The organism is Spirulina major PCC 6313 (genome assembly GCF_001890765.1).
In the GTDB taxonomy this organism is placed as follows: Bacteria; Cyanobacteriota; Cyanobacteriia; order Cyanobacteriales; family Spirulinaceae; genus Spirulina; species Spirulina major.
Genome location: NZ_KV878783.1, coordinates 585765 through 609780, shown reverse-complemented (window position 1 = coordinate 609780; position 24016 = coordinate 585765). Strand labels below are relative to the sequence as shown.

At 53.9% G+C, this 24016-nt stretch carries 19 protein-coding genes and 2 pseudogenes; 12 read left to right on the top strand and 9 right to left on the bottom strand.

Going from position 1 to position 24016, the window contains the following annotated elements:
* Nucleotides 1-28: 28 nt before the first annotated feature.
* The 3 genes from SPI6313_RS02750 to SPI6313_RS02740 form a co-directional block, all read right to left on the bottom strand.
* Nucleotides 29-709, bottom strand: a complete 681-nt coding sequence (locus SPI6313_RS02750) for a hypothetical protein (protein ID WP_139276468.1) — start codon at nucleotides 707-709, stop codon at nucleotides 29-31.
* A 306-nt stretch (nucleotides 710-1015) separates the two neighbouring features.
* Nucleotides 1016-3079 (bottom strand): glycoside hydrolase family 55 protein, encoded by a 2064-nt coding sequence (locus SPI6313_RS02745; protein ID WP_072619610.1) that lies wholly within the window; start codon nucleotides 3077-3079, stop codon nucleotides 1016-1018.
* A 194-nt stretch (nucleotides 3080-3273) separates the two neighbouring features.
* Nucleotides 3274-4506 carry a WecB/TagA/CpsF family glycosyltransferase gene (locus tag SPI6313_RS02740; RefSeq protein WP_084668863.1) on the bottom strand — a complete coding sequence of 411 codons (1233 nt, stop codon included), beginning with the start codon at nucleotides 4504-4506 and terminating at the stop codon, nucleotides 3274-3276.
* Nucleotides 4507-5015: 509 nt separating this feature from the next.
* Between SPI6313_RS02740 and SPI6313_RS02735 the strand changes: the two genes are divergently transcribed.
* Complete coding sequence (locus SPI6313_RS02735; RefSeq protein ID WP_072619609.1) at nucleotides 5016-6296, top strand: dihydrolipoamide acetyltransferase family protein; 1281 nt, start codon at nucleotides 5016-5018, stop codon at nucleotides 6294-6296.
* Nucleotides 6297-6928: 632 nt separating this feature from the next.
* Here the strand turns inward: SPI6313_RS02735 and rpmF are convergent.
* Nucleotides 6929-7105, bottom strand: a complete 177-nt coding sequence (gene rpmF, locus SPI6313_RS02730; protein ID WP_072619608.1) for a 50S ribosomal protein L32 — start codon at nucleotides 7103-7105, stop codon at nucleotides 6929-6931.
* Nucleotides 7106-7420: 315 nt separating this feature from the next.
* Here rpmF and SPI6313_RS02725 point away from each other — a divergent pair, with 315 nt between their 5' ends.
* Both SPI6313_RS02725 and SPI6313_RS02720 read left to right on the top strand, forming a co-directional pair.
* Complete coding sequence (locus tag SPI6313_RS02725) at nucleotides 7421-7930, top strand: bifunctional nuclease family protein (RefSeq protein WP_072619607.1); 510 nt, start codon at nucleotides 7421-7423, stop codon at nucleotides 7928-7930.
* Nucleotides 7931-7941: 11 nt separating this feature from the next.
* Entirely contained in the window at nucleotides 7942-9069 is a 1128-nt protein-coding gene (locus tag SPI6313_RS02720; protein ID WP_072619606.1) for an aldo/keto reductase, read from the top strand.
* Nucleotides 9070-9081: 12 nt separating this feature from the next.
* Here SPI6313_RS02720 and SPI6313_RS02715 read toward each other — a convergent pair whose 3' ends face one another.
* Complete coding sequence (locus SPI6313_RS02715; RefSeq protein WP_139276466.1) at nucleotides 9082-11055, bottom strand: hypothetical protein; 1974 nt, start codon at nucleotides 11053-11055, stop codon at nucleotides 9082-9084.
* A 317-nt stretch (nucleotides 11056-11372) separates the two neighbouring features.
* Between SPI6313_RS02715 and SPI6313_RS02710 the strand changes: the two genes are divergently transcribed.
* The 8 genes and pseudogenes from SPI6313_RS02710 to hemB all read left to right on the top strand — a co-directional run bounded on the left by SPI6313_RS02710 (nucleotide 11373) and on the right by hemB (nucleotide 17944).
* Nucleotides 11373-13622, top strand: coding sequence for a ribonucleoside-diphosphate reductase subunit alpha (locus tag SPI6313_RS02710; protein WP_072619604.1), 2250 nt, complete (start codon nucleotides 11373-11375; stop codon nucleotides 13620-13622).
* A gap of 169 nt (nucleotides 13623-13791) precedes the next feature.
* The gene (locus tag SPI6313_RS02705; RefSeq protein WP_072619603.1) at nucleotides 13792-13977 is read left to right on the top strand and encodes a ribonucleoside-diphosphate reductase; all 186 of its coding nucleotides are present in this window, start codon (nucleotides 13792-13794) and stop codon (nucleotides 13975-13977) included.
* Between the two features lie 268 nt (nucleotides 13978-14245).
* Nucleotides 14246-14458, top strand: a pseudogene (locus SPI6313_RS22665) (ribonucleotide-diphosphate reductase subunit beta); the annotation flags it as partial.
* A gap of 274 nt (nucleotides 14459-14732) precedes the next feature.
* Entirely contained in the window at nucleotides 14733-14936 is a 204-nt protein-coding gene (locus tag SPI6313_RS02695) for a ferritin family protein (protein WP_217650481.1), read from the top strand.
* Nucleotides 14937-15216: 280 nt separating this feature from the next.
* Nucleotides 15217-15897, top strand: a complete 681-nt coding sequence (locus SPI6313_RS02690; RefSeq protein WP_072619602.1) for a GIY-YIG nuclease family protein — start codon at nucleotides 15217-15219, stop codon at nucleotides 15895-15897.
* A 47-nt stretch (nucleotides 15898-15944) separates the two neighbouring features.
* Nucleotides 15945-16403 (top strand): annotated as a pseudogene (locus SPI6313_RS02685) (ribonucleotide-diphosphate reductase subunit beta); the annotation flags it as partial.
* Between the two features lie 267 nt (nucleotides 16404-16670).
* Nucleotides 16671-16850: a hypothetical protein gene (locus tag SPI6313_RS02680; protein WP_072619600.1), complete on the top strand. Its 180-nt coding sequence runs from the start codon at nucleotides 16671-16673 to the stop codon at nucleotides 16848-16850.
* 122 nt (nucleotides 16851-16972) lie between these two features.
* The gene (gene hemB / locus SPI6313_RS02675) at nucleotides 16973-17944 is read left to right on the top strand and encodes a porphobilinogen synthase (RefSeq protein WP_217650724.1); all 972 of its coding nucleotides are present in this window, start codon (nucleotides 16973-16975) and stop codon (nucleotides 17942-17944) included.
* A gap of 204 nt (nucleotides 17945-18148) precedes the next feature.
* Here the strand turns inward: hemB and dnaN are convergent, their stop codons facing one another.
* Complete coding sequence (gene dnaN, locus SPI6313_RS02670; RefSeq protein ID WP_072619599.1) at nucleotides 18149-19315, bottom strand: DNA polymerase III subunit beta; 1167 nt, start codon at nucleotides 19313-19315, stop codon at nucleotides 18149-18151.
* 292 nt (nucleotides 19316-19607) lie between these two features.
* Here dnaN and ygfZ point away from each other — a divergent pair, with 292 nt between their 5' ends.
* Nucleotides 19608-20669, top strand: a complete 1062-nt coding sequence (gene ygfZ / locus SPI6313_RS02665) for a CAF17-like 4Fe-4S cluster assembly/insertion protein YgfZ (protein WP_072619598.1) — start codon at nucleotides 19608-19610, stop codon at nucleotides 20667-20669.
* Nucleotides 20670-20695: 26 nt separating this feature from the next.
* Here the strand turns inward: ygfZ and tilS are convergent, their stop codons facing one another.
* From tilS to ccsB, 3 genes are all read right to left on the bottom strand, one after another.
* Nucleotides 20696-21667 (bottom strand): tRNA lysidine(34) synthetase TilS, encoded by a 972-nt coding sequence (tilS, locus tag SPI6313_RS02660; RefSeq protein WP_072619597.1) that lies wholly within the window; start codon nucleotides 21665-21667, stop codon nucleotides 20696-20698.
* A 1-nt stretch (nucleotide 21668) separates the two neighbouring features.
* Nucleotides 21669-22895 carry a KGK domain-containing protein gene (locus SPI6313_RS02655; protein ID WP_072619596.1) on the bottom strand — a complete coding sequence of 409 codons (1227 nt, stop codon included), beginning with the start codon at nucleotides 22893-22895 and terminating at the stop codon, nucleotides 21669-21671.
* Nucleotides 22896-23030: 135 nt separating this feature from the next.
* Nucleotides 23031-24014 carry a c-type cytochrome biogenesis protein CcsB gene (gene ccsB / locus SPI6313_RS02650; RefSeq protein WP_072619595.1) on the bottom strand — a complete coding sequence of 328 codons (984 nt, stop codon included), beginning with the start codon at nucleotides 24012-24014 and terminating at the stop codon, nucleotides 23031-23033.
* Between the last annotated feature and the right edge of the window lie 2 nt (nucleotides 24015-24016).

Here is a 24016-nt window from a genome sequence, read left to right as displayed (position 1 = left end):
AGATACCAACAACCCCATGCACGCCCTATCACATCGACGATCGCCGGCGACGCACCACCGCACCAATGCCCAGTCCACCCAAGAGCATCACCCAGCCGCCCCGCGCCTCTGGCACCGATTGATGCAGTGCGGTCAGGGTCACATTGTCCACAAATTGTGTGGGGGTCGTCGCGGTGGTGAGATAGGGGCGGGTCAATTGGAAGCCCACGTCATACCAACCCTCGGTGAACACATCAAACCGAGCGGAGAGGCTGGCATATTTGACTAAGTCCGGGGAGATTGCCGAAAAGTCATGGCGGGCGATCGCCTCTCCATCAAACATTAATTCCAGCAGCCCCCCCGAAGCATTGCGGCGTTCGGACTGACTGGCCGCGTCCACCGTCAATTCAAACTGGCCCGCCTCTAGGTAAACCGACTGCGTCAGACTGCCGCCCCCAAATTGAGCTTCTTGGAAATTCACCTGTCCCACGCGAAACTGAGCCGCCAGGGAGGGAAACCCACTCCCGGTCACATCAAATTCCGTAACATTCGGTAGGGGGATATTGCCGGGGTTAACGCCATGGGAGCCATTGGCTGTGGTTTGGATTGTCCAACCGTTGAGATCTCCTGTTTCAAATCCTCCATTGGTCAACATTGCGGCGTTGACATCCGCAATTCCGCCAATACCCAAACTCAGAATGCTCGCGCATGCGACTAGACATCCGTTCATACGACCTCATATTTGCGATTAAATAACAGTGTTTAATGCACCCATGCACCGCCACTTGTAGGGAAGCGGTACTGTTAAAACCCTATGTTTTTCACTTTAGCAACTTAATTCCGTAAATGTACGGATCAGTTCGGTAATTACGGAAGTTTTACAAAATTTCCCTAAAAGTGCGATCGCGTTCATCAAAACTTTATATATTTTCGTCCGGAAAAAATATTCATGGTTGAGTTTGCCTTCATTCTCCTACCGTTGGCGAAACCATTCCCCCGGTTGCCGAGACGCTTAGAGTTCCAAGGGATTGAGGATCTAATGGGAGGAGCGGCGCAGCTTCGTCCCAATCCAGAGCAGGACAGCAGTGGGAAGCAGCCAGGACGGCTCAGGGGTGGTGATGTGTTTTTGGAAATGACGGCCCAATTGCTCAAGATCAGGGTGTTGATCGGTCGCTGGGGTGGAGGCTGTGGTTTCTACGTAGAAGAAGCGATCGCTTCGATTGCGATTGGGATTGACAATGTCGGTGGTGTGACCCCCTGTGGTTTCACGGATGAGGACGGGATAGCCGATGGCGGTGGGTGCATAGGTGCGAGTGACCACAGCGAGATCGGATTCATTTTGCACATATTGAGGTTGAGGGGGTTGGGTATCGGGAATGTCTTGGTTGATGTAGATCAGGCCGCCAATGACATCCGTTTTACCCTGAGCGTGGGTACTGAGAATCGTGCCAGGATTTTCCGTTTTTAACCCCAGCACCCAAAGCTGGCCGCCCTTGTTGATGATTTTCGCCTCACCGGCTGGCGGTCGCCCTTCGACATTCAAGCTCCGCGCCCATAGGGCTTGATGCTGCATCGTGACTTGATTGGTCACAATGTCTTCTAAAAAGGTGTCGCCGTTGCCTTGGGGGGTGTTGGCATAGCTGCGCAGGGAGGATTTTTGAACAACAAGGGTGCGATCGCTATTTTGCAGCACGCTGGCCTCTTCTAACCGTTCGATCACTACGATCGGCGCATCGCCCGCCTCCAGTCGAAAACTCGGCTCCACGGAATCGTTGCTAATCCGTGCGCCCATGCCCGTAATCCGGCGCACCGTACCACGAATCTGCACGGGTTCTGTGATCTCATAGGTGCGATTGGGCAGAAACACCGTATCCACACCCGGCGTATCGATGGCGGCTTGAATGTCTGCGCTCCTGTTGCCTTGGGCGATCGCAACCTTGCCCAGATCATCGGGTAAGCGAGGCGTATCACGTACCGGCAGTTGAAACGGCGGGGTTTTGGCTGCCGTACCGAGGGGGTCAGCGCAAGACCAGTAGGGGATATTCCCCGTCAGCGGCGTTAATGCTCCGGTGTTACAGTCGTACAGTGTGGCAGTGTTGCCATAGCCCTGCTGTTCCACATCGATCAGCAATGTGGCCATAGTGGCATTTTCACCGGGGGTGCTGTTGCCGTCGGGACGATAGCGGGTCGTGATGGCACTCAGGTCAGCGGGGCCGGTGTTCGTGAGACGAGCGCCGAGGAGGGAGAGGGTCGCACCGTGGGCGAGCATTTCAACGGCGGGCACGGGGTTTTCGCTAACGAGATTCCGCAGGGTCAACACCTGCATTACTTGGCGAATCCCGGCTTGGGTTTGATCGCGGAGGTGAATATTTTCCATGTGGACGGAGTTGGTTTGACCGCCGCCCACATGAATCCCGTGGGCAAAGCCGATCACCTCTAGATTTTTCACGAGGAGGGGGCCCACTTCGGGGGCGGTGAGGTCGAGGCCGCTGACTCCTTGGCGATCACCCGATCGCATCTGAACATCAAACACGCCGCCGCCATTGTTGGAATTGAATTTCAGGGCGATCGCACCCGGATTATTGCGCCCGGTATCGAGGGTGAGATTTTCCACCCGATTGCGGAACCCATTGGCGCGGTTTTCCCCGGTATCCAAAAGGGGTTTGGGCGAGGTGCGATCGCCAAATCCCGCCGCCCCATCCGCCAGCTTCAAAATCGTACCCTGCCGACTTTCCCCTAAAACCGTCGTGCGTTTATAGGCCAAACCGTCATGCTCGCCCCTGGGCCATTGCACCGTGTCCCTGAGCAGATACGTCCCATCGGGGATGTAGATGATTTTACTGCCATTGGCAATCTCATCGCGGGATAATGCCCGCTGAAACGCCGCCGTATCATCCGTCACGCCATCCCCCACGGCTCCATAGTCCCGCACATTAATCACCCCGCCCGCCGCTTCTGGCAATGCCGGGAAACGCTCATGGCGTTCCGTAAAAAAAGCCTGAAGGGATTGATAGGTTTGGCTGGCAACCGGTTGAGGGAACAGTGTTGCTGCGATCGCCCCCACCGCGACAGGCAACAGCATCGCCTGAACAATCAACATAAGACGCACGGAACATCGCATAACCTTTCTGACTCAAATCTAGCTGCTTGGACGGTGAACCGAGACGGTGCTGTCGTTCCCGTTGCTCAAACTCACTCCAGTGATCAATAGACTGTCGGATGTTGATCGTTGATCAGTCTATGGTTGATATCACAGAACCCACAGCCCCAAACAATGGGGCCACGACTCCGGCTCTATTCAGTGGGCAGGGGAGTGGAAATATTCATCGAATTCACGATCCAATCGACCGTTTCTTGCTTCAGCCATCCTTTTTGAGCGGCAATTTCACCAAAACGCAAGCCCTCTTGGTTTTGCGCTTCGAGAATTTCTTGGACTTGCTCATCATCTAACAAGCCCGCTAACTTGAGATACATCCCGATGGGTTGCCGGATGTCTTCAACGGGGAGTTGCGGTAAATGTTCGATCAGAAAATCCACGGTTTCCGGCTTCAGCCAACCCCGCTGGGCCAGGATTTGACCAAATTGGAGATTGGGGTATCGCTCTTTGTCGGCCAGAATTTCCTGCACCTGTTCTGCGGTTAAGAGACCCGCTTTTTGCAGCAATTCGCCGATGGGTTGAGCGTGCCGGTATTGATGGATGGGTTGTTTGGGGTCTTGGAGTTTGGCTTGGGCTTGGAGCGCGATTTGTTTCGCAGCCAACAGGACAAACGGCGGGATCGTTCCGGCGTAGCGTTTCCACAGGCGTTTGGGTTCTTGTTGGAGGCGGTGGAGCCATTCGAGGCCTAGTTGCTGCATCCGTTCGGGGGCGCGTTGCACCGTCCCCGCGTAGAACGGAAAGACGGCCCCAACCCCAAGCATGACGGCGTTAATTTTGCCGCGATGTTCAATGATCCAACGTTCTTGCTTGGGGCAACCGAGGGCGACAAAGACGAGGCCCGCACCGCTGGCGTTAATGCGTTCGATCAGTTCTTGGTCTTCTGCGGGGGTGAGGGGGCGGAAGGGCAGGGGTTCCATGCCGGCGATCGCCAGTTTTGGATATTCTTTTTCGAGGCGATCGCGCATTTTTTCGAGGGTTTCCGCATCAGACCCCACAAAGGAAACACTCACATCTTCATGTTGGGCCTGATCGCAGCAATACTGAAACAAATCACTCCCCGTCACCCGGTCTTGCTGGCTCAAACCCAGTTGCTTCATTACCCACACCAGCGGCATCCCATCCGGAGTCACCAGATCCGCTTGCTGCAAGATTTTGGCAAATTCAGGATTCCAGTGCGCTTCCATCAACATGTGGACATTAGCCGCAAAGACTCCTTTACTCCAGCCTGCCTTAGCCCACTGCATGACCGTGCTAATTTGTGACTCCAAACTCATCGCCGTCACTGGTGAACCAATCACCCCCACGTTGGGGATATAAAACTCTAAATCTGAATTCTGAACTGGGCCTGAGCCTTCGCGAATACTGACCATGATTAAAGCTCTGGTGTAATGATGGATAAGGGTTAAATGATGGACTGAATAGCTCAACACTTAGCCGGTGTTAATCGGCTCATAGGATGTTGTTCCCTGGCGCACCTGAAATAGAGACGGGTGGTGCAATGTGATCAATCATCATGCGGGTTATACTGACTAATCATAGCGTAATTTATAGGGCTGGCAAGAAGGTAATGCAGTATGATTACGGGACTTTTGAGAAATACATCATTGAAATGGTCACATAGTTAATCCGTAGTCTTGCGTAGTGATTGAGACTAACCCTAGGCGATTTGCTCAGCCGTGAGACCCATGGACTGAGCCACCACTCTATTCCCTGGGATTTTTGGGCGGGCGGGCAACTCCCTTTCACGCCATCGCTTTGGCGTTCATCCTGACCTTCACCGTGAGCCGACTGTTGGGCTTCCCGCCGATTAAGCTAAACGCGGTAAAATGCTAAGGCTTAACGCACCGTTGTCCACCTTGTCGCAAAGAAGAAACGCTCCATGATCCGTGATATTTTTATGCCCGCACTCAGTTCCACCATGACTGAGGGAAAAATTGTCTCGTGGACCAAACAGCCTGGTGACGCAGTTGAAAAAGGCGAAACCGTCGTTGTTGTTGAATCCGACAAAGCTGATATGGACGTGGAATCGTTCCATGCTGGTTATCTGGCTGTGATTATTACCCCTGCGGGGGAAGAAGCTCCGGTGGGAAGTGCGATCGCGCTCCTCGCTGAAACTGAAGCCGAGATCGAACAGGCTAAACAACAAGCCGCCTCTCAAACCAGCGGTTCAGCCGCCGCCGCCGCCGCCGCCCCCGCCGCTCCTGCCCCCGCCCCGGCTGCTCCCGCTTCGGCTGCCCCTGCCCCGGCTACCCCCGCCCCGGCTAAAACGGGTAGAATCGTTGCCTCTCCCCGTGCGAAAAAACTCGCCAAGCAATTCAAAATCGACCTTGCGACGGTCAACGGGTCGGGCCCCTACGGTCGGATTGTGGCCGCTGATCTTGAACAGGCTGCGGGCCAACCCGCCACAGCATCGCCCGCTCCGGCAGCGATCGCAACCCCAGCCCCCGCCGCCGCTGCTCCCGCTCCCACCGTTTCCCCCGTCACCCCTGGGGAAGTGAAGCCGATGAACACCCTCCAAAAAGCCGTCGTCACCAACATGATGGCAAGCTTACAGGTTCCGGACTTCCGCGTTGGCTACACAATCACCACTGATGCCCTCGATGCCCTCTACAAGCAGGTGAAGCCCAAGGGCGTAACGATGACCGCCCTCCTCGCCAAGGCCGTAGCCGTCACCCTCGCCAAGCACCCCATTGTTAACGCTAGCTATGTGGAAAACGGTATCCACTACTCCAGCGGGATCAATGTTTCCATTGCGGTGGCGATGCCCGATGGTGGCCTGATTACGCCGGTATTGAAAAATGCCGATCAATTGGATCTCTACAGTTTGTCTCGCACCTGGAAAGACCTCGTGGCGCGATCGCGCTCCAAACAATTGCAGCCCGATGAGTACAACAGCGGCACATTCACCATCTCGAATTTGGGGATGTTTGGGGTGGATCGCTTTGATGCGATTTTGCCGCCGGGTCAAGGGGCGATTATGGCAGTGGGTGCGTCTAAACCGCAATTGGTGGCCGGTGATGATGGTCAATTTGGGGTGAAGCGGCAAATGCAAGTCAACCTCACCTGCGATCACCGGGTGATCTATGGTGCAGATGCGGCTTCGTTCCTCAAGGATTTGGCGAAATTGATCGAAACCAATCCCCAATCCCTGACGCTGTAGGGCCGATGGTTGGCCTAGGGTCTGTCTTTGCCTAGGTCTAGCAGAAGTTAGGACTGTTGACCTCGCCCGCATTTGATCCCTCCCATGAGGGCAGCGAGCTAGAAGCTCGCACGACATAAGCAGCAGTTCCCCCCCAGTCGGGGATTGAAATCCCCGCCTCAGAGCGAAAACCCGTTAAAACGGGTTCTGGAGTGGGCTTTAGCCCACTTTCGCTATGAGCCAAGAACTTCAGTTCTTGGCGGATCGGGGTTCGGCAAACTCATCTCCACAACTCTTGGGTTGTGCCTGACCGGATTGTGTATTTGTCGAGGATTGTAATTCTCTGTGACGACACAGCTTGATTTGTGGGTTGCGGCGGATTGTCAGATTTCATTAATAGCCTGTGTTTTAGCCGCCTAAGCCACCCTACGGTCAATCATAATTTTAGCTGTGTCGCAGCAGTACGAGCGTCTCACTCGCTGCCCTGATCAGGGGGATCAAATGCAGTCTAGGTCAACGTTTGCGCATTATGGATCAGCAGTAACCCAACGTCGGGAGAGGGGTTTCGATGACTTGTCTGGGGGACATTCACCAACCCAAAAAGCCCTCTCCGTTGGGAGAGGGCTGGATAGGAGTGGGTATCAACCCAGGTTTTATTCGTCGTCGTCGTCTTCGTCATCCGTGGGATATACAAAACTTTGAGATCGTCCGGTGAGGACGGATTTACCTTGGGACAACGCTTTTTGAGCCGCGAAGGCTGCTTTCCGTTTCCAGTTGGCGCGACGTTGATCGCGTTTTGCATTGGAGGTTTTCTTCTTGGGGACTGCCATGATCCTGTGTTTCTACTATTCGGGGTCGGTTATCTGCCATGATTGGTCAGACTTTTCGCAACCTCCCATTATACAGGGAAGCGGCGAAAGTCGAGCAATGGTTTAGATGATGCGATCGCATCCTGCCATTTTTCCGGATTTCTTAATCAATGGTTCTAACCCATTCTTCCTGAGACTAGGGCATACTGAAGGTTAATCGTTGGTACTGGCGTTGAGTCAGGTCACAGTCTAATCCACTTGAACCGAGCCGATCCACTCACCTGCCAGCGACTTTCAGAGATAGAACGCTGTTGAATCATTTGAGAGAATGAGCCGATGATTGAAATGACTGTTGCGGGTATTGCTCTCGATGCCTATACTCGGAGTCCCATTGTTCTACTCAAAGATGGGTCTGATCGTCGTGCTCTCCCCATTTGCATCGGCCAAGACCAAGCCAAATCAATTATTGGGGCGCTTGAACAGCATGACCCGCCGCCTCGCCCCCTGACCCATGACCTGATCGGCAATATTTTCGACAGCCTCGATCTTTCTCTGTCGAAGATCGTGATTCATGCGCTGCAAGATAGCACGTTTTACGCTTTGCTCTGTTTGGAATGGGGCGATCAGACCCGCGAAATTGACTGCCGCCCTAGTGATGCGATCGCGATCGCCCTGCGCACCAACAGCCCGATCTGGGTTGTGGAAGAAGTCGTCGCCGAAGCCTCGATCCCCGTCGATCGCGATGCCGACGAAGAAGAACGCCAAGCCTTCCGCGATTTTGTCGCCGATATTAGCCCCGAAGACTTCATCAAAATGGGACGACGACAGGGCACAAGCGAAAGTTAACCCCCAAGCCCATGGACTATCGCCGGTTTGGTCGCACCAACCTCAAGCTTTCGGTTTTTTCCCTGGGGACGATGCGCGGCCTCCATGATCCCCAGCAGTTTCAACGCACCCTATCCGCTGCCGTCGATGGGGGCATTAACCACATTGAAACGGCTCAAGGCTACGGCAATAGCGAGATCTATCTGGGCCAAGCCTTGCAGTCTCTACCACCGGGGGAGCGCGATCGCCTCATCCTCACCACCAAACTCACCCCCACCGCCGACCCCGCCCAACTCCGCCCCCAACTCGAACAGTCTTTACAACGATTACAGCGCGATCGCCTCGACTGTTTCGCCCTCCACGGTTTGAACACCCCGGCACATCTTCACTGGTTGAATCAAGGCGGTTTCGATGTGCTTAAAAAGGCCCAGCATGACGGCTTAATCCGTTTTATTGGCTTCTCCACCCATGGCGCGTTAGAGCTGATCCTGAAAGCCCTCCACACCCACGCCTTCGATTTCGTCAATCTTCACTATTACCTCTTGTTCCAGCGCAATGCTCCGGTGCTCGATGTTGCCCAGGCCCAGGATCTCGGCACGCTGATCATTTCGCCCCGCGACAAAGGCGGCCAGTTGTTTAATCCTCCCGATCGCCTCCGTTCCCTCTGTCACCCCATCTCGCCGGTGGGGTTGAATTACCGTTTTTTACTGGCCGATTCCCGGATTACCACCTTGAGCGTCGGAGCTACCACCGCCGCCGATCTGGATGAGCCGTTGCAGTGGGGCGATCGCACCGAACCCCTCACCCCCACTGAAGCGCAGATCCTCGCCCGTCTCCGCACCGCCCAAGGTGAAACCCTTGGCCCCGATTACTGTCAGCAATGCTACGCCTGCCTGCCCTGCCCCGCAGCGATCCAGATTCCGGAAGTTTTGCGGCTGCGGAATCTGGCGGTGGGTTATGAGATGACGGACTTTGGAAAGTATCGTTATGGGATGTTTGAAAAGGCGGGCCATTGGTTCCCCGGTCGCCGAGGCGATCGCTGCACCGACTGCGGCGACTGTCTGCCCCGTTGTCCCCATCACCTCAATATTCCCGCCCTTCTCCGTGACACCCATGCTCGCCTCCGGGGCCCATCCCGCCGCCGCCTTTGGGAGGATTAACGCCATTGCGGGTTAATTGGGGGTGTGGGATTTTACCAAAATATTGTTGGTGGTGTAGATGTCGAGGGGAATTCCGGCGCGATCGCTAATCCGTTCGAGGGCCTGTTCGAGGGCAAAGACGTGATCCATCACATCCACTTGGGCTTCAAGATTGTTTTGCGATCGCGCCTGCTCTGAGGTTTGGCGTACCTGTTCCACATAGGCCGGGGTGAGACGCACCGTGATTTTGCTATTGGTGACGGTATAGACGCAAATTTGGCGATCGTTGAGGCGGCAGACCTTATCTAGATCGGTCTTGGCCTGTTGCAGTTGAAGCGAGCCTTCTAAGCGGGATTCGGCTCGACTGAGGGCATCGCTGTAGGTATTTACCAAGGGTTGGGCTTGAACCGCGTTGAAGCTGTCTCTGGGGATTTGTTTCAGGGAGGCGATCGCCTGATTCCACCCATTGATCGCCTCTGTCCAGCGGTTTTGGTTGGCGGCGGCTTCGGCTTGCGCCGCGAGGCGAATGGCTTTGCTGTAGGCGTTGGTGGCGAAGGTTTCTTGGGTTTGGCGATCGCGGGCTTCCTTGAGTTGCGGTTGATAGAGTCCCAAGAGGCGGCGGGCTTCAGGAAAGGAAGTCGTGGCCGGGGGAATGTTGTTGAGAGCATCAATAGCCGTTTGCCAGGTGCGATAGGCCAATTGCAAGTCCGGCAACGATTGGGCAATGGTGAGGCGCACGTCCGCCACTTTGGCCGCTTCCTGGGCTAGGGCTAGGTTTTCGACGGCGGTTTTTTCCGTCGTCAAGCGTTCGTTAACGATGCTGACATTTTGGCGATATTCCTGCACCTTTTTCTGGGCAAACCGATAAAACTCGCTCGTGGGGGGCAGGGCATCGAGGCCGGCGATCGCTTCATTCCACCGATCTAAGGCCCCTTGCCACTGCTCCACCGTCAGGGGCGGATTCTGGGTTGCATTGGCCGCCGCATTGGCCGCTTTGAGCGCGTCTACGAGTTCCGCCACATTGTCCACCGTCAGTTCATACACTTGCAGCAGTTCTGCCGCGTCGTCATGGCTCCCCGACCAGGAGGGAATCGACTCCAACAGCAACAGGGCGCGATCCAGTTGGGTTTGAGCTTGGAGGACGGCTTGACCGGAAGGCGGATCTTGGAGGGTGGCGATCGCTTCATTGGCCAACTCCTGGGCCACATCCAACGTCCGACAAGACCGCAGCACACAGGGACGACTCAGGGCATAAATACTGCCGAAAAAGACCCCCACACTAATCACCGTCCCCACAATCAACGCCGGAACCCAAAACCGCTCATCCAGCGATCGCCAAGACAACCCCTCCGCGTCTGGCTCGATCGCATCGGTAATCGGATCACGGGGCGCGGTTTCCGTGTCCGGCTCCACCGCCAGCAATCCGTTTTCCCCATCCTCTGCCGCTGCGAGGATCAAATTATCGGTTTCCATGTCGATCAATTCGTGGCCGGCCGCCTGAGGTAGGGAGGGCGGTTCCGGTGGGGCGAGGTTTTCCGGTTCGGGGGGTTCATGCACCAGCGCCCCCTGTTCGGCGATGCCTTCCGGGGTATAGGCCCGCACCTGGGCCGCCACGTCCACAGCCGGGGGGCGCGGAATATAGTTATGAAAGGCGTAGGGTTGCGATCGCCCCTCTAACTTTAAATACATCAAACTCCGGAACCGTTGGTGAAAGTCTGTCTCATGGAACACCCTTTCCATCAACCGAAACACCCGCGTCGGATGGGCCAATTCCGGGCCACGATGTTGCACTACAATCAACAACGTTGTTTGCTTGAGCGTGCCATGGACATGCACCGGGCTTAACTCCGGCAATTCTGTATGGAGACGTTGCTGGACAAGGTCTTCAAAAATAGCCAGTTCAGTGGGAGGGACAGCAGTGCCAAGCATCACAGATTCAACAGAATGGACTTCAAAGACAACGCCACACAGAGCGCGAGAAGGTGCGATCGCATCTCGAATTCGCAACCCTTAAGATACTGTGCATCATTATGGCTGAATTCTTAGGAAGGGGAAGCGATTGAGCCGAAAATTCCCGTCAGGGGCGATCGCGTCACGCCCCAGTCCATTCAGCCCCACCCATCCATCCCGATCCAGCCTAACCGCCCCCCTACACGAATTTCTGGTTTTTCTAGGTATAGTGTGTTACAAGTAAATTTTCTTTAGAATTGCTCTACCTGTAGCGTTGAGTTTTTTGCTATCGTGGGGGGCGGGCCGCCCCAAATATAATCGGGAATCCCTAGCGATCGAACACCACCTATTGACAACAGAGGCTCTCGTCAACAATGCAACCGACCCATGACACCACCACACTAATCACCCCCGTCCAACCCAACATCAGCGTCATTAAACGCGATGGCACTACGGCCCCCCTCAACATCAAACGGATTCGGGACGTTGTGTTATGGGCCTGCGAAGGATTTGAGGTGAATTCTGTGGCGTTAGAATCGGGTCTAAAAACACGGTTGCGCCATGGGGTTACGACCCGTGAAATTCAAGACAATCTGATCAACTGTGCCCTAGAGATGTGTAGCCCAGAGGAACCGGATTGGCGGTACGTGGCGGGGCGGCTTCACATTTGGAGCCTCTGGAAAGATACCCTTGTCGCACGTCACTACCAGTACGACAACTACCCCCAAACGGTTAACGTCCAAATCACCGCCAACGCCTACGACGATCGCATCCTCACCTACACCCCCGATGAACTGGCCCAGGCCGGAAATTGGATCAACCCCGATTACGACCTTGACTATGACTATGCCGGAGCGGTGATGCTCACCAAGCGATATTTATTGCCTAATGAATTACCCCAAGAGGCGCTGCTCACCTGTGCCCTGCTCATCGCCTCAGTGGAGGAACACCACAACCGCATGGTGTGGGCGCGTCGGATTTACGAAGCGATCGCCAGCCGGAAAATTTCCCTCGCCACCCCCATCCTCGCCAATCTCCGCGTCCCCGGTGGCTCCCTGGCCTCCTGCTTCATTACCGCCATGGAAGACAACCTAGAGAGCATCTTCCACGAAATCACCAACACCGCTCGGATCAGTAAAGGCGGCGGCGGCGTGGGGATGAATGTCTCTCGCATTCGAGCGACAGGCTCACGGGTGATGGGCAAGGAAAACGCATCGGGCGGAGTGCTTCCCTGGGTGAAGTTGCTCAACGATACAGCGATCGCTGTCAATCAGGGCGGTCGCCGCGCCGGGGCTGTGACAGTTTCCCTCGATATTTGGCACCTTGATATCCCTGAATTCCTCGAATGCCAAACCGAGAATGGGGATGTGAGAAGGAAGGCGTATGACGTTTTCCCACAGATTGTCATCGTTGATGAATTTATGCAGCGCGTCAAAACGAAGCAAGACTGGACATTGGTAGACCCCTACGAAGTGAACCGCGTCTTAGGCTTTGAGTTGGCGGAACTGTGGGGCGATCGCTTTGACTCTGCCTATGCCGAAGTGGAGCAAGCCTGTGAAGATGGCCGGTTAAAACTCTTTCACCGAGTCAATGCGCGGGAACTGTTCAAAGAAGCGATGCGGACACAGGTAGAAACCGGCCTGCCCTACATGAGTTTTAAGGACACCATTAATCGTTTAAACCCGAATAAACACGAAGGTTACATTCCTGCAACAAACTTGTGTGTGGAGTCATTTAGTAATGTTAAGCCCGGTAAATTGGCGCATACATGTAATTTAGTTTCGCTGAATTTAGCGAATATTGATGATGATTTGGCGCATCATTGTGAAACATCGGTGCGAATTTTGGATAACACCATCGACCTTACTAATGCCCCTTTCGATGCCAGCGGTGCTCATAACGATCGCTATCGGACAATTGGCGTGGGGGCGATGGGGTTGGCGGATTGGTTGGCGAAGCGGCGTTTGAAGTATGGCGATCGCACCGAAATCAGCACTCTCTTTGAGAACATGGGTTATCACTGCACCCGCTATTCCATGGAACTCGCCCAGGAGCGCGGCGCATATCCTGCCTTTGAGGGTTCAGAGTGGAGCCGGGGTAATGTCCTGGGCGGACGTGATCTGGATTGGATCAACGCCAACGCCACACAACCGGAACGCTGGCATCAACTTGCACGGGACATCCAAACCCACGGCATTCGTAACAGTCATGTGACCGCGATCGCCCCCAATACCTCATCCTCCCTCGTCCAAGGCTGTACCGCGTCCATCCTGCCCACCTACAGTAAGTTTTACTACGACAAGTGGGCCAAAGGAGTTGTCCCGATCGCACCGCCCTTCATTAGCGATCGCTTCTGGTTCTACACCGAAAACAAAGTGATGGATCAGCGCATCGTCGTTGATGCCGTCGCCACGATTCAGCAATGGATCGACACAGGCATCAGCATGGAACTACTGTTCAATCTAAATGAGGGTGTGTACCACGACGGGGTGCTGACAGCCAAGGATATTTATGAAACCCTCGTTCACGCCTGGGAACAAGGCTGCAAAGCAATCTACTACATCCGCACCGTCCAAAAAGACAACTACAAAGAGTCCGACACCTGTGTCGCCTGCGCCAATTAATCAATAGTGACCAGCGTAGGAAGTTGTAAGATCTTCAGATTGATTTTTGAAAATCCTCACGACTCTGCGTTATGATCCAAAAAGTCCCAAGATAGCATGAAGTTTTTGTTTGACTTCATCTATTTATAGGATGTAAAACTATTGGAATTTTTGGCATATTTTACCCAACATGATCGCACTTGATAACCAAAGAATGCCGATCAATCCTATTTTCAATCCCCTTGGGGATGATCGGATTGAAAACCGCTCGATGTGGTTTGGCAATGTAACCAACCTCATGCAGTTAAATGATGTTCGCTACCCTTGGGCAGTGAACTTGTATCAACAAATGCGTGAGAATTTCTGGATTAATTAGGTAGTCCAGATAAAATCCCTTGAAAACGGTGAAACTCTGACTCAAAAACACCAGACAATACCGTGCCAAGCTGCGAGAAAGATTAGATTCGCAGAAGGTGTAGAGACTATCGAAAGGGCGAAAACCTGAGTAGAGTAGGTGGGAAGCGATCGCCCATCGAAGCGGGGGACTCCTGAAGAGGATGATGATATAGTCCGATCTTTATGGTGACATAAAGCAGCTTTAAAAAAGCGGGCAAAGTGTAGCGATCTTTGTTGAACAGTAATGACCTCAAAAACTCGACATCACCCAAGATGTCACCGATTATCAAAACCTCACGCCAGAAGAACGTCGCGCCTTTGACGGAATCTTATCCTATTTAACCTTTTTAGATTCCGTTCAAACCTGTAATATTCCGCACATCAAAGCCTCGATTACTGCACCCGAAATTAGCCTCTGTATGGCGGAACAGATCAGCCAAGAAGGTATGCACAACCAGAGTTAAGTGATAGCTCCTTCAGTCGGTAACGATTGTCGAAAACCTCTCTAATTGCTGGAAACTCTCTAATAGAGACAATCAGCAGCCAAGCAACAATTAAATTTTGTTAAAGGTTCAACGACCAGAGCAAATGCTCGTACACGGTAAGCTAATGATCGTGGAAATGGGAGGCATCCCAATGGGATGAAGAGATGGTCTGCTCTATCTGGTAACAGATAGCTGTGGTTTTGCCCACGGGAAAGAGCTTGCGATTCTTTCTGAACGAAGGTATCAGTACATGATTGAGACGATCATTCCGTCAGAGCGTCGTGCGGAAGTGTATGATTTTTGGCGGACGGATCGGGTCTTACTTGAACGGTGTAAGTTTGTCGCCGGAATGTATCAGAAATATCTGGATAATCCCACAGCAGAAAACTATTTTGTATCTCTGCTTGCGGACTATATTCTTGAAGGTCTGTACTTTTACAACGGGTTGGATTAACTCAAGGCCCACCGATTTCGTAAGGTGTCGGTTAACATCCCTCAAATTGCTGGAACGCCCTAAAGCCCTTGAGCCAAAGCGGAGTGGTAAATCACAAACGTAACGGAGCGAGAGCAGAAAAAAATCAAGGGATGGTGCTGAAGCCGCAAGGCAGCAACACCACAACAATGGGAAATCAGCAGCGAAGCCCTGCTAAATGGGGAACGTTCAACGAGTAGACGGGGGACATCCTAAACAATACATTCCCTATTCTATGATGTTGAAATTTACATTCTAGAATATGAGTAATCAATCAGGAATTGTCTACAAAATAGAAAACACAAAAACAGGACAAGTGTATATCGGTTGTACGAACTTTTCACTAGGAAGAAGGCTGAGTCAACATCTACGTTGTGCGGGTGTCATTGATACTCCTCTATATCACGACTTAGATAGTGATATCACCAATTTTATTTTTAGTGTTTTAGAGTGCGATATACCTCTTAACTGTTTACGTGAACGTGAATCTGCTTGGATTCAAGACTATGACTCTGTCAACACTGGCTATAATCAAGTGTCAGTGAGTGGAAACGAAAAGCTTGGCATTCAGCTAGTAACAGAGCTACAGTCTCTGCTGTTATCAACAGACATGAAATTCAAAGATATCGCAGACATGTATGAAGTTTCAGAAACTGTAATTAGTGATATTAATCGAGGCAAAACTTGGTTTTCAGAAACATTCATATATCCTCTGCGTCGCAAAACAGTCAAGCGGAAGAAACTGACTGAAAATGAGGTTCATCAAATTTATGACCAATTGCGAGATATATCTTTGAGTTTTCAAGACATAGCATCTAGCTGGGGCTGGGAATCTCAAGCAGTTTTGCGAAAAATAAATAATGAAACATATCGTATAAGTCCACTCTCTAAAGAGGCTTATCCGGTACGTCCAGTAGACAGTCGTAAGGGAAAAAGAAAGTAGGATGAAGGTGTACTCTAGCCCCTCGTGAAAGCGTGGGTAGTTGCGTTATTTATTTCTACAACTTAGCATCGCGGATGTTGATGCCGGGAAGTTCGGATATTTTCAAGATGATCAATCGGGATGAGTTATCTCATGTGCGGTTGTTTCAGCGGATTATTCCGGAGGCGATGGAGTCGTTAAACCACTCTAAAGATCAAGTGTATGAACTGTTTGATATAGCGGTTCAGCAGGAGATTCAATGGTCGAATCATATTGTGGGGAATCAAATTTTGGGGATTACAGACGCGAGTACGGAGCAATATACAAAGTATTTGGCCAATAGTCGTTTGCGGGCGATTGGGTTGAATAATTTGTATGAGGGCGATCGCTACAAAAAATCCCCCTACACCCATTTAGAGCGGTTCAGCGATACGAAGAAAGACGGCAACACCAAGGCGAATTTCTTTGAATCAGGGGTGACGAGTTACGTGATGTCGTCGGGCTTGACGGGCTGGGACGAGATCTAAGGCGCGATCGCACCCTCTAGCCTTTTAAACTGAATCAAACTCAATAAAGAAGGGGATGAATTCCCCTTTTTTATTGGGTTAGCGCAGGTACAATCCGCTCACTGGCTAACTTGCCGCCAAAGAGGTTTCGTGCCACGGGCCCTAGTTGCGTGGCACAAGACGTTATCGGATTACGTGACCGCGATCACCTGGTCGCCCGATTGAGCATGGCTTGCCGCCAGTTCTGCGGCAGGCGAAGTTGTTCGATACGAGGCAAAGACGGGTGAAATGACCCTGTTACAGCAGGCGCAGGGAGAATTAGTGGATGCCCTGGCGATATCTGCCGATGGCGCATTTCTAGCGGCAGGGAGACAATCGGGAACGGTTTGGATCTGGCACTTGGATGGCGGCACTTCCATCACTAGCACAGGAGAAACTGGGTTTCTCTTTGTCAAAAAAATGGGGTAGGATATTCAGAATGATAATCATTCTCATTTTTACTATCCATGTCAATTTCGCTTCCCCCTGAATCTGCCTTCGTGTCTGCCCCAGAAGTGGCGGCTAAGTCTGCGACCTTAACGGATGTCTCGATGCGCCGTCCCCGTCGGCTACGTCGCACAGAGGCACTGCGGCGAATGGTGCGGGAAACGGTGCTGACGGTGGATGACCTGATTTATCCCCTGTTTGTGATGGAAGGGGAGGGACTGCGGGAAAAAGTGCCTTCGATGCTCGGTTGTTTCCGCTATTCTCTGGATTTATTGCTAGATGAGGTGAAGGCAGCGCAGGATCTGGGCATTGGGGCGATCGCCCTCTTCCCCCTCATTCCCCATCACCAAAAGGACAACGGGGGAGGCGCAAGCTACAATCCCGATGGCTTAGTTCCCCGTGCGATCCGCGCCATCAAACAGGCAGTTCCCCAAATGCTGGTGATCACCGATGTAGCCCTCGATCCCTACAGCAGTGAGGGCCACGATGGCATTGTCAAAAATGGGCAGATTCTCAATGATGAAACCGTTGCCGTGCTGGTCAAACAAGCTCTGATGCAAGCAGAAGCAGGAGCCGATTTTGTCGCTCCTTCAGACATGATGGATGGTCGAGTGGGAGCCATTCGCCAGGCACTCGATGCAGCAGGCTGGATCGACGTAGGGATTCTCGCCTATGCCGCCAAATATGCCTCCGCTTACTACGGGCCATTTCGGGATGCCCTGGATTCAGCTCCCAAGTTTGGCGATAAAAAGACCTATCAAATGGATGCAGCCAATGCCAGAGAAGCCCTCAAGGAAGTGGAGCTAGACATTGCAGAAGGGGCAGACATCTTAATGGTAAAACCTGCTTTGGCCTATCTGGATGTGATTTGCCGCATTAAGCAGCACACAAATTTACCGGTTGCTGCCTACAACGTCAGTGGGGAGTATGCGCTGGTCAAAGCAGCGGCGCAGCAGGGCTGGATTGATGAGCGAACGGTGATGCTGGAAACCCTAACCAGCATGAAACGAGCGGGAGCCGATGTGATTTTGACCTATTTCGCGAAAGAGGCGGCTCTCGCTCTGCGTAGCTATTGACTGCATCGATAACCGATTACGTTCTTTATATCAAGAAAATATTAGTGATGACCTTGCATTTTTTGAACCGTATTTCTGGCAATCTACAACGAGTTCAGTTGCTTGATCAACTCAATCAGACAGGGGAGAGGAGGTTGCTCCAGGAGCGATCACTCATCGCTCCTGATGTGAGGCAATCCTGCCGATTCAATGCGAGCGATCGCGCTAATCCCGCAACTGCACTGGCATGGCGAGATAGGTCATTTTTAAGCCGCTCAGGGGCGTGAAGATCACGGGTTGCGTTGCCGAGTTGAGATGGATGGTAATTTCACTACTCGACAGGGCTTTTAACCCGTCCATTAAATACTTCACATTGAACGCGATTTCTTTGGGCGTATCACTGCTCACTGTCGCGTCCATCGATTCCCGGCCACTACCCACATCCTGGGATTCCACCGACAACTGCACCTGTTGCCGCCCTTGGTCAATCGTACAGCGCACCACATTATTCCGAGAATCCGCCAAGACCGCAATCCGCTCTAGGGCACTTTGAAATTTGCGGCGATCCACAGTGACTTGATTGGAAAACTGCGTCGGCAAGAGTTGACGATAGGCAGGGTAAGCCCCTTCCAGTTTGCGGCTGGTGAGCTTCAGATCATCCCCTAGTTCAAAAATGACTTGACCCGCATCGATATGCAGCGTTACCCCATCTTCTTTATTACGGAGGCCGAGCATCCGCTCCAATTCCCGCAGCGCCCGGGCGGGAATGGTCACTTCAAGGCCATCGGTGGCGGTGTTAGCTTCGGCATCGTCGTCGCGATCGTTGGGGGTTTCGAGGACGGCTAAACGGTGGCCGTCGGTGGCGGCAAATTCGATCGCATCCCGACCGAGGGTGACATGGACACCGGTTAAAACTTGCTTGGTTTCTTCGGTACTGGCGGCAAACAGGGTCGATCGCAACCCCTCCGCGAGGGACTCCACCGGCAGCAGAATCGAGTCGCCATCATCCACGGTGGGCAGTTCGGGAAAGTCTTCGGCGTTGAGGCTGCGCAGTTGGTAGCGGCCAGAGGTGGAGGTGAGGGTGACGAGGCCGCCTTCGTCGGTGTCGTCGTCTTCGTGGGTGAGGGTGATTTCGCCATCGGGAAGACGGGAGATGATATCGCCGAGGGTTTTCGCGGGGAGGGTGATGTCGCCGCTCTGGGTGACTTGGGCGGGAAAGCTGGTTTCGATCCCAAGGCTGAGGTCAAAGCCTCGGAGCCGGATACGCTGTTTGCTTTCGTCCGCGATTAACAGGACGTTGCCAAGCACGGGATGACTCGGACGAGCGGGAACGGCTCGACTGACGAGGGAAAGATTGCTGTTGAGGTCGCTTTGGCTGCAAACAAGTTTCATGGCAACGGAATCACTCAAAATTTCAAATCGGAATTCCCATTGTGTCAGACGTGGGAATCAAGGGATTTTTTGATCAGCCTTGAATTGTTTACCCAGTGAGGCATACAGCGATTTAGCAGGAATTTTTTATTTTATTTTTTGGGGTGAGGGGTGACACCCCTCTTTTGGGGTGCTATAGTGTGAACTATAGATGCACCCTGATGATTGGGGGAGCCGCCACGGTGGCTCTCTTTTTTGTTGGGAATTTTTCGTGCGATCCTAAAGGGTGATGTGATCTTTTTAGGACAAGACTATGACGACACTGCACGATCGCCTCGTTGCTGCGGGAGCGCAGTTTGATGAGGTAAGCCCGGTTCCCTGGAGTTTTGGCAACGAGGCAGCGGCTCAGGCTGCCCTAGAGACGGGGGCGGTGATTTGCGATCGCACCCATTGGGACAAGCTCCAGATTACCGGCGAGGATGCGAAACAATTTCTCCACAACCAAACGACGAATGCGATCGCTGCTCTCCAGCCCGGCCAAGGGTGCGAAACGGTGTTTGTCAATGCCACTGCTCGCACCCTCGATCTCGCCACGGTGCTCTGTACGGAAACGGGGCTGTGGCTCGAACTGTCCCCCGGCCAAGGACAGCCCCTAGCCCAGTGGATGGATCGGTATATTTTCCCGATGGATCGGGTGGCGATCGCCGATGTTTCCGCTGATTATGCTCTTTTGACCCTGATGGGGCCAAACGCTGAAACCGTCCTCGCCGATTTCGTGGGTGACTCCGATCCGGCGACTCCCTACCGTCACCGCACGATCGCGCTATCCGATTTCAGCCTGCGCCTGGTGAAGAGCACGGGTCTTGATCTACCGGGCTATACCCTGTGGGTTCCGGTTGCTGAGGCGGCGGATCTGTGGGATCAACTGACCGCTGCGGGGGCAGTGCCGATGGGCGATCGTCTCTGGCAGACCCTCCGGATTCGCCAAGGTCGCCCCCAACCCGGTACGGAACTCACCGACGATTACAACCCCCTCGAAGCCGGGTTATGGCGGGCGGTGTCCTTCACGAAGGGCTGCTACATCGGTCAGGAGACGATCGCCCGTTTAAACACCTATCAGGGTGTGAAACAGCGGCTCTGGCAGATTAACCTGCCCGGCCCGGTGGCGGCAGAGACCCCGATTTTGGTGGCGGGGGAAAAGGTGGGACGGGTAACGAGTGCGATCGCGACGGAGGGCGGGGCGATCGCACTGGGTTATGTGCGCACCAAGGCCGGCGGCGCAGGGTTAACGGTACAAATCGGCGACCTGACCGGCGAACTCGTCCCCGCCCCCTACCTCAGCCACGACTATTACGAAGGTGAAGCCGTGAAGTAGATTGAGTTTAAGTGGTGCGCTGTGGTTTATGAATCAACCCGCTGCAACAGTAGCCAGGGGCGATCGACAATGGCCCACCATTGCCCCGGTAACGTGCTGCTACGGCTGCCGTTGGGGGCGGTGAGGAGGGCTTGCACCTGCTCAATCTGGGCAAAGGTGGAGGCGTGGGGTAAATGATGGGCGAGAAACTGCCGGATGACGCGCCGTTGAAGGGCGAGATGATGCTCGTTGAGGGTGGGACGATGGAGGCGGGGCGGGTCGGGGTGATAGGTCTGATGATAAAGTTGGCGGGCTTGCGCTTCGAGGTAGTCTACCTCAGCGTGGAGGAGTTCGGCGGTGTGGGCGATCGCCTGCTCGATCTGGGGGTTGAAGTGGGTTTTTAACTGGGGGATGATTTCGTGGCGGAGGCGATTGCGGGCATAGGCAAGATTTTCATTGGCCACATCATGCCAGATGGGGAGGTGGTGGGTGTGGCAAAATTGGGCGGTTTCGGTGCGGGTGACGGTGAGGAGGGGGCGCACAAGGGTGACGGTGGGGCTGAGGGGACGCTGCCAGGGGAGCGATCGCAGGCCATCGGTTCCCGCGCCGCGAATGAGGTGATAGAGGGTGGTTTCAGCGCGATCGCTTTGGGTGTGGCCCGTGAGGACGTAGGGATAGTGATGCGCTTCGGCTAATGCGGTGAGGGCAGCATAGCGCCAATGGCGGGCGGCGGCTTCGGTTTCGGGCAGATTCTCCGCTGTGGCGTGATAGATGGGCAGATTATACCCAGAGGCGATCGCCGCCACATGGTCAGCAATCCCCGCATCCGTCGCCCAGCCGTGGTCACAATGGGCCACCGCCAGCGACCAACCCCAACGGGACTGTAGATCCAGCCCCAACCGCAGTAAACAGAGGGAATCTTGACCCCCGGACACAGCCAAAAGGAGGCGAGTGTGGGGGGGAATCAGCGATCGCTGACGAATGACCTGATGAACTCGACTATGAAGATCGCTCCACACCCTAGCTCAACTCGTCGATATCCTGCCAAATATCCGCAATCACATCATCCTCTTGACCCGATGCCTCCGAACTGTTGGCGGTATCTAGATCCCCAAAGTCGAGATCATCCTCGTCATCCCCAGACAGCCCCCAATCGGTATCATCATCGCCAAAAATATCATCAGCATCTTCAAGCACAATATCCTCCGAGGCCGCAGCAACCGCAGGGCTAGGTTCTAGCTCATCCTCGTCAGACACATCAAACAAACTGTCATCATTGCCTAACTCACCAAAGGGGTCATCTTCATCATCCGCCGTCGTCTCCTCCTCATTAAACAAATCCCCGCTCAGGTCAAACTCGTCATCATCGTCATCACTGTCGAGATCCACCGGCGCATCGGCAAAGACATCATCAACGAGGGCATCGGCCTCATCATCGTCCCCGAAGATATCGTCTTCATCATCCGCTAACTCGCCAAAAACATCCTCTTCATCGTCATCATCATCGGTCACAGGGGGTGCGGGGGCGGCGATCGCTTCCATTGCCGCTTCATCGTCATCCAACTCACTCCCAAAGAAATCATCCTCATCCGAGGCTGCCGCCGGACTCGCGGCAAAATCATCATCATCGTCATCATCGGACCAAAATTCGGCGGCCGCTTGTTCCACATCCCCGGAATCATCTAGATCGAGGGATTCACCAAAATCAAGCTCCTCCTCGATGTCGTCCGGTGCATCCAGCGTCGGGGCAAAGAGATCATCCTCAGCGGTGAGGTCGAACTCATCACTGCTGCTCTCAAGCTCCTCCGCCACGGGTGCCGGTGGAGCCTCAACGGGATTCGGTTCGAGCACCGGGCTGGGGTCAGGAATAGCCGTGACTAACTCATCCTCTGGGAAGACAGGCGGTGTGCTCACAGGGGGCGAGGGGGCAGCCGGGGTGGGCGCTGGGGATGGAGGTTTCGGGGAAAGGGTTTGAATGTCGTCCGGGCAAAAGTCAATACTGATTTTCACCCTACCTTTGAGCCAGCGATTCGCCCCAAACTTTAAGGCTTCGCAGGAAATCCCTTCTGGATTGAACCATCCTTCTTTTTCGACGGTGATGCCTCCTAGTCCATATTCCAAGAGTTGGGTTTTCAATGCTGTTGCGATTTCGCTGACGCGGAACGTCCGATGTCCAATAAAAATTTGGGCAGATTCATCAACCGACAGCACCTCATCACCGTCAAGGGGTTCAAAGCGATTTTCCACAGTTCTCTTACTCCACTGGTTAAGCGTGTTTTCGTTAACCTGCCGGATGGGGACAGGGCGGGTCTTAAATGACACTAAAAGTTTAGGGTGAAAGTCTCCGTCTGCGGTAAAAGTGACGGGAATTTTTTTCTCACCCTAGAAAAACCATCCGTAGGAATGCAACCCTTTTCCTAGCAAATTCACCCCAAGATAGCAAATCCACACGACAACGAAGCCACTGGCGGCGAGAATGGCGGGTTTACGACCTTGCCAACCGCGTGTGATCCGGGCGTGGAGATAGGCGGCGAAAACGAGCCAGGTAATGAAGGCCCAAGTTTCTTTCGGGTCCCAACTCCAGTAGGAACCCCAGGCTTCGTTGGCCCAAACGGCTCCGGCAATGATGCCGATGGTCAGGAGGGGAAAGCCGAGGCCGATGATCCGGTAGCTGAGGTTGTCGAGGGTGGCGGCGAGGGTGAGGCGTTGGGGGGAGAGGAGGGTGGTGGGGGTTTCGAGTTTGGGGAGGGTGGCGGTGGTGCTGCCGCTGAGGGTGGGGGTGCTGTCGAATTGCAGGGGGGTGGCGGTGGGGCGCTGGAGCCGATCGCTGCCGCCGCCGTAGGAACTACCGGTGAGGGTGATGGCTTGGCCAGCGGTGACAATCAAGAAGGCGATCGCGAGCACTGCCCCCACCATCAAGGTGGCGTAACTGAGCATCATCACACTGACGTGCATCATCAGCCAGTTGGATTTGAGGGCGGGGACGAGGGGTTCCGCCTGCTGCATTTCCGCCGGGAGGGTGAGGGCGGCGAAGGCGGTGATCCCCATGGCGAGGGGGGCGGTGAAGACACCCACGAGGCGCGATCGCGTCATCGCTTCGGCGACGAGGTGCATGGTGGTCACACCCCAGGCGAGGAAAAAGAGGGATTCGTATAAGTTGCTGAGGGGAAAATAGCCTGCGTCGATCCACCGGGCCCCCAGGAGGACGGCGATCGCTAGATTGGCACTGGCCATGCCCGCCGTGCCTAAGCTGCTGAGATAGGGAATATTCGGGAAGGCGGCCCCCGACCAATACAGCAGTAGGGTGATGAGTAAAACGGCAAAGGAGCCATTATTAAGGGTTTGTTGTAGCGTAATTAAATCCATAA

Excerpts from the sequence above, each read along its gene's own strand:
- SPI6313_RS02690 (WP_072619602.1), top strand. The coding sequence starts at position 15,217 with ATGAGTAATCAATCAGGAATTGTCTACAAAATAGAAAACACAAAAACA.
- SPI6313_RS02745 (WP_072619610.1), bottom strand. The coding sequence starts at position 3,079 with ATGTTGATTGTTCAGGCGATGCTGTTGCCTGTCGCGGTGGGGGCGATC.
- SPI6313_RS02720 (WP_072619606.1), top strand. The coding sequence starts at position 7,942 with ATGGACTATCGCCGGTTTGGTCGCACCAACCTCAAGCTTTCGGTTTTT.
- SPI6313_RS02750 (WP_139276468.1), bottom strand. The coding sequence starts at position 709 with ATGAACGGATGTCTAGTCGCATGCGCGAGCATTCTGAGTTTGGGTATT.
- SPI6313_RS02695 (WP_217650481.1), top strand. The coding sequence starts at position 14,733 with ATGATTGAGACGATCATTCCGTCAGAGCGTCGTGCGGAAGTGTATGAT.
- SPI6313_RS02740 (WP_084668863.1), bottom strand. The coding sequence starts at position 4,506 with ATGGTCAGTATTCGCGAAGGCTCAGGCCCAGTTCAGAATTCAGATTTA.
- SPI6313_RS02680 (WP_072619600.1), top strand. The coding sequence starts at position 16,671 with ATGACCCTGTTACAGCAGGCGCAGGGAGAATTAGTGGATGCCCTGGCG.
- SPI6313_RS02725 (WP_072619607.1), top strand. The coding sequence starts at position 7,421 with ATGATTGAAATGACTGTTGCGGGTATTGCTCTCGATGCCTATACTCGG.
- SPI6313_RS02705 (WP_072619603.1), top strand. The coding sequence starts at position 13,792 with ATGATCGCACTTGATAACCAAAGAATGCCGATCAATCCTATTTTCAAT.
- ccsB (WP_072619595.1), bottom strand. The coding sequence starts at position 24,014 with ATGGATTTAATTACGCTACAACAAACCCTTAATAATGGCTCCTTTGCC.
- SPI6313_RS02735 (WP_072619609.1), top strand. The coding sequence starts at position 5,016 with ATGATCCGTGATATTTTTATGCCCGCACTCAGTTCCACCATGACTGAG.
- ygfZ (WP_072619598.1), top strand. The coding sequence starts at position 19,608 with ATGACGACACTGCACGATCGCCTCGTTGCTGCGGGAGCGCAGTTTGAT.
- hemB (WP_217650724.1), top strand. The coding sequence starts at position 16,973 with ATGCGCCGTCCCCGTCGGCTACGTCGCACAGAGGCACTGCGGCGAATG.
- SPI6313_RS02710 (WP_072619604.1), top strand. The coding sequence starts at position 11,373 with ATGCAACCGACCCATGACACCACCACACTAATCACCCCCGTCCAACCC.
- rpmF (WP_072619608.1), bottom strand. The coding sequence starts at position 7,105 with ATGGCAGTCCCCAAGAAGAAAACCTCCAATGCAAAACGCGATCAACGT.
- dnaN (WP_072619599.1), bottom strand. The coding sequence starts at position 19,315 with ATGAAACTTGTTTGCAGCCAAAGCGACCTCAACAGCAATCTTTCCCTC.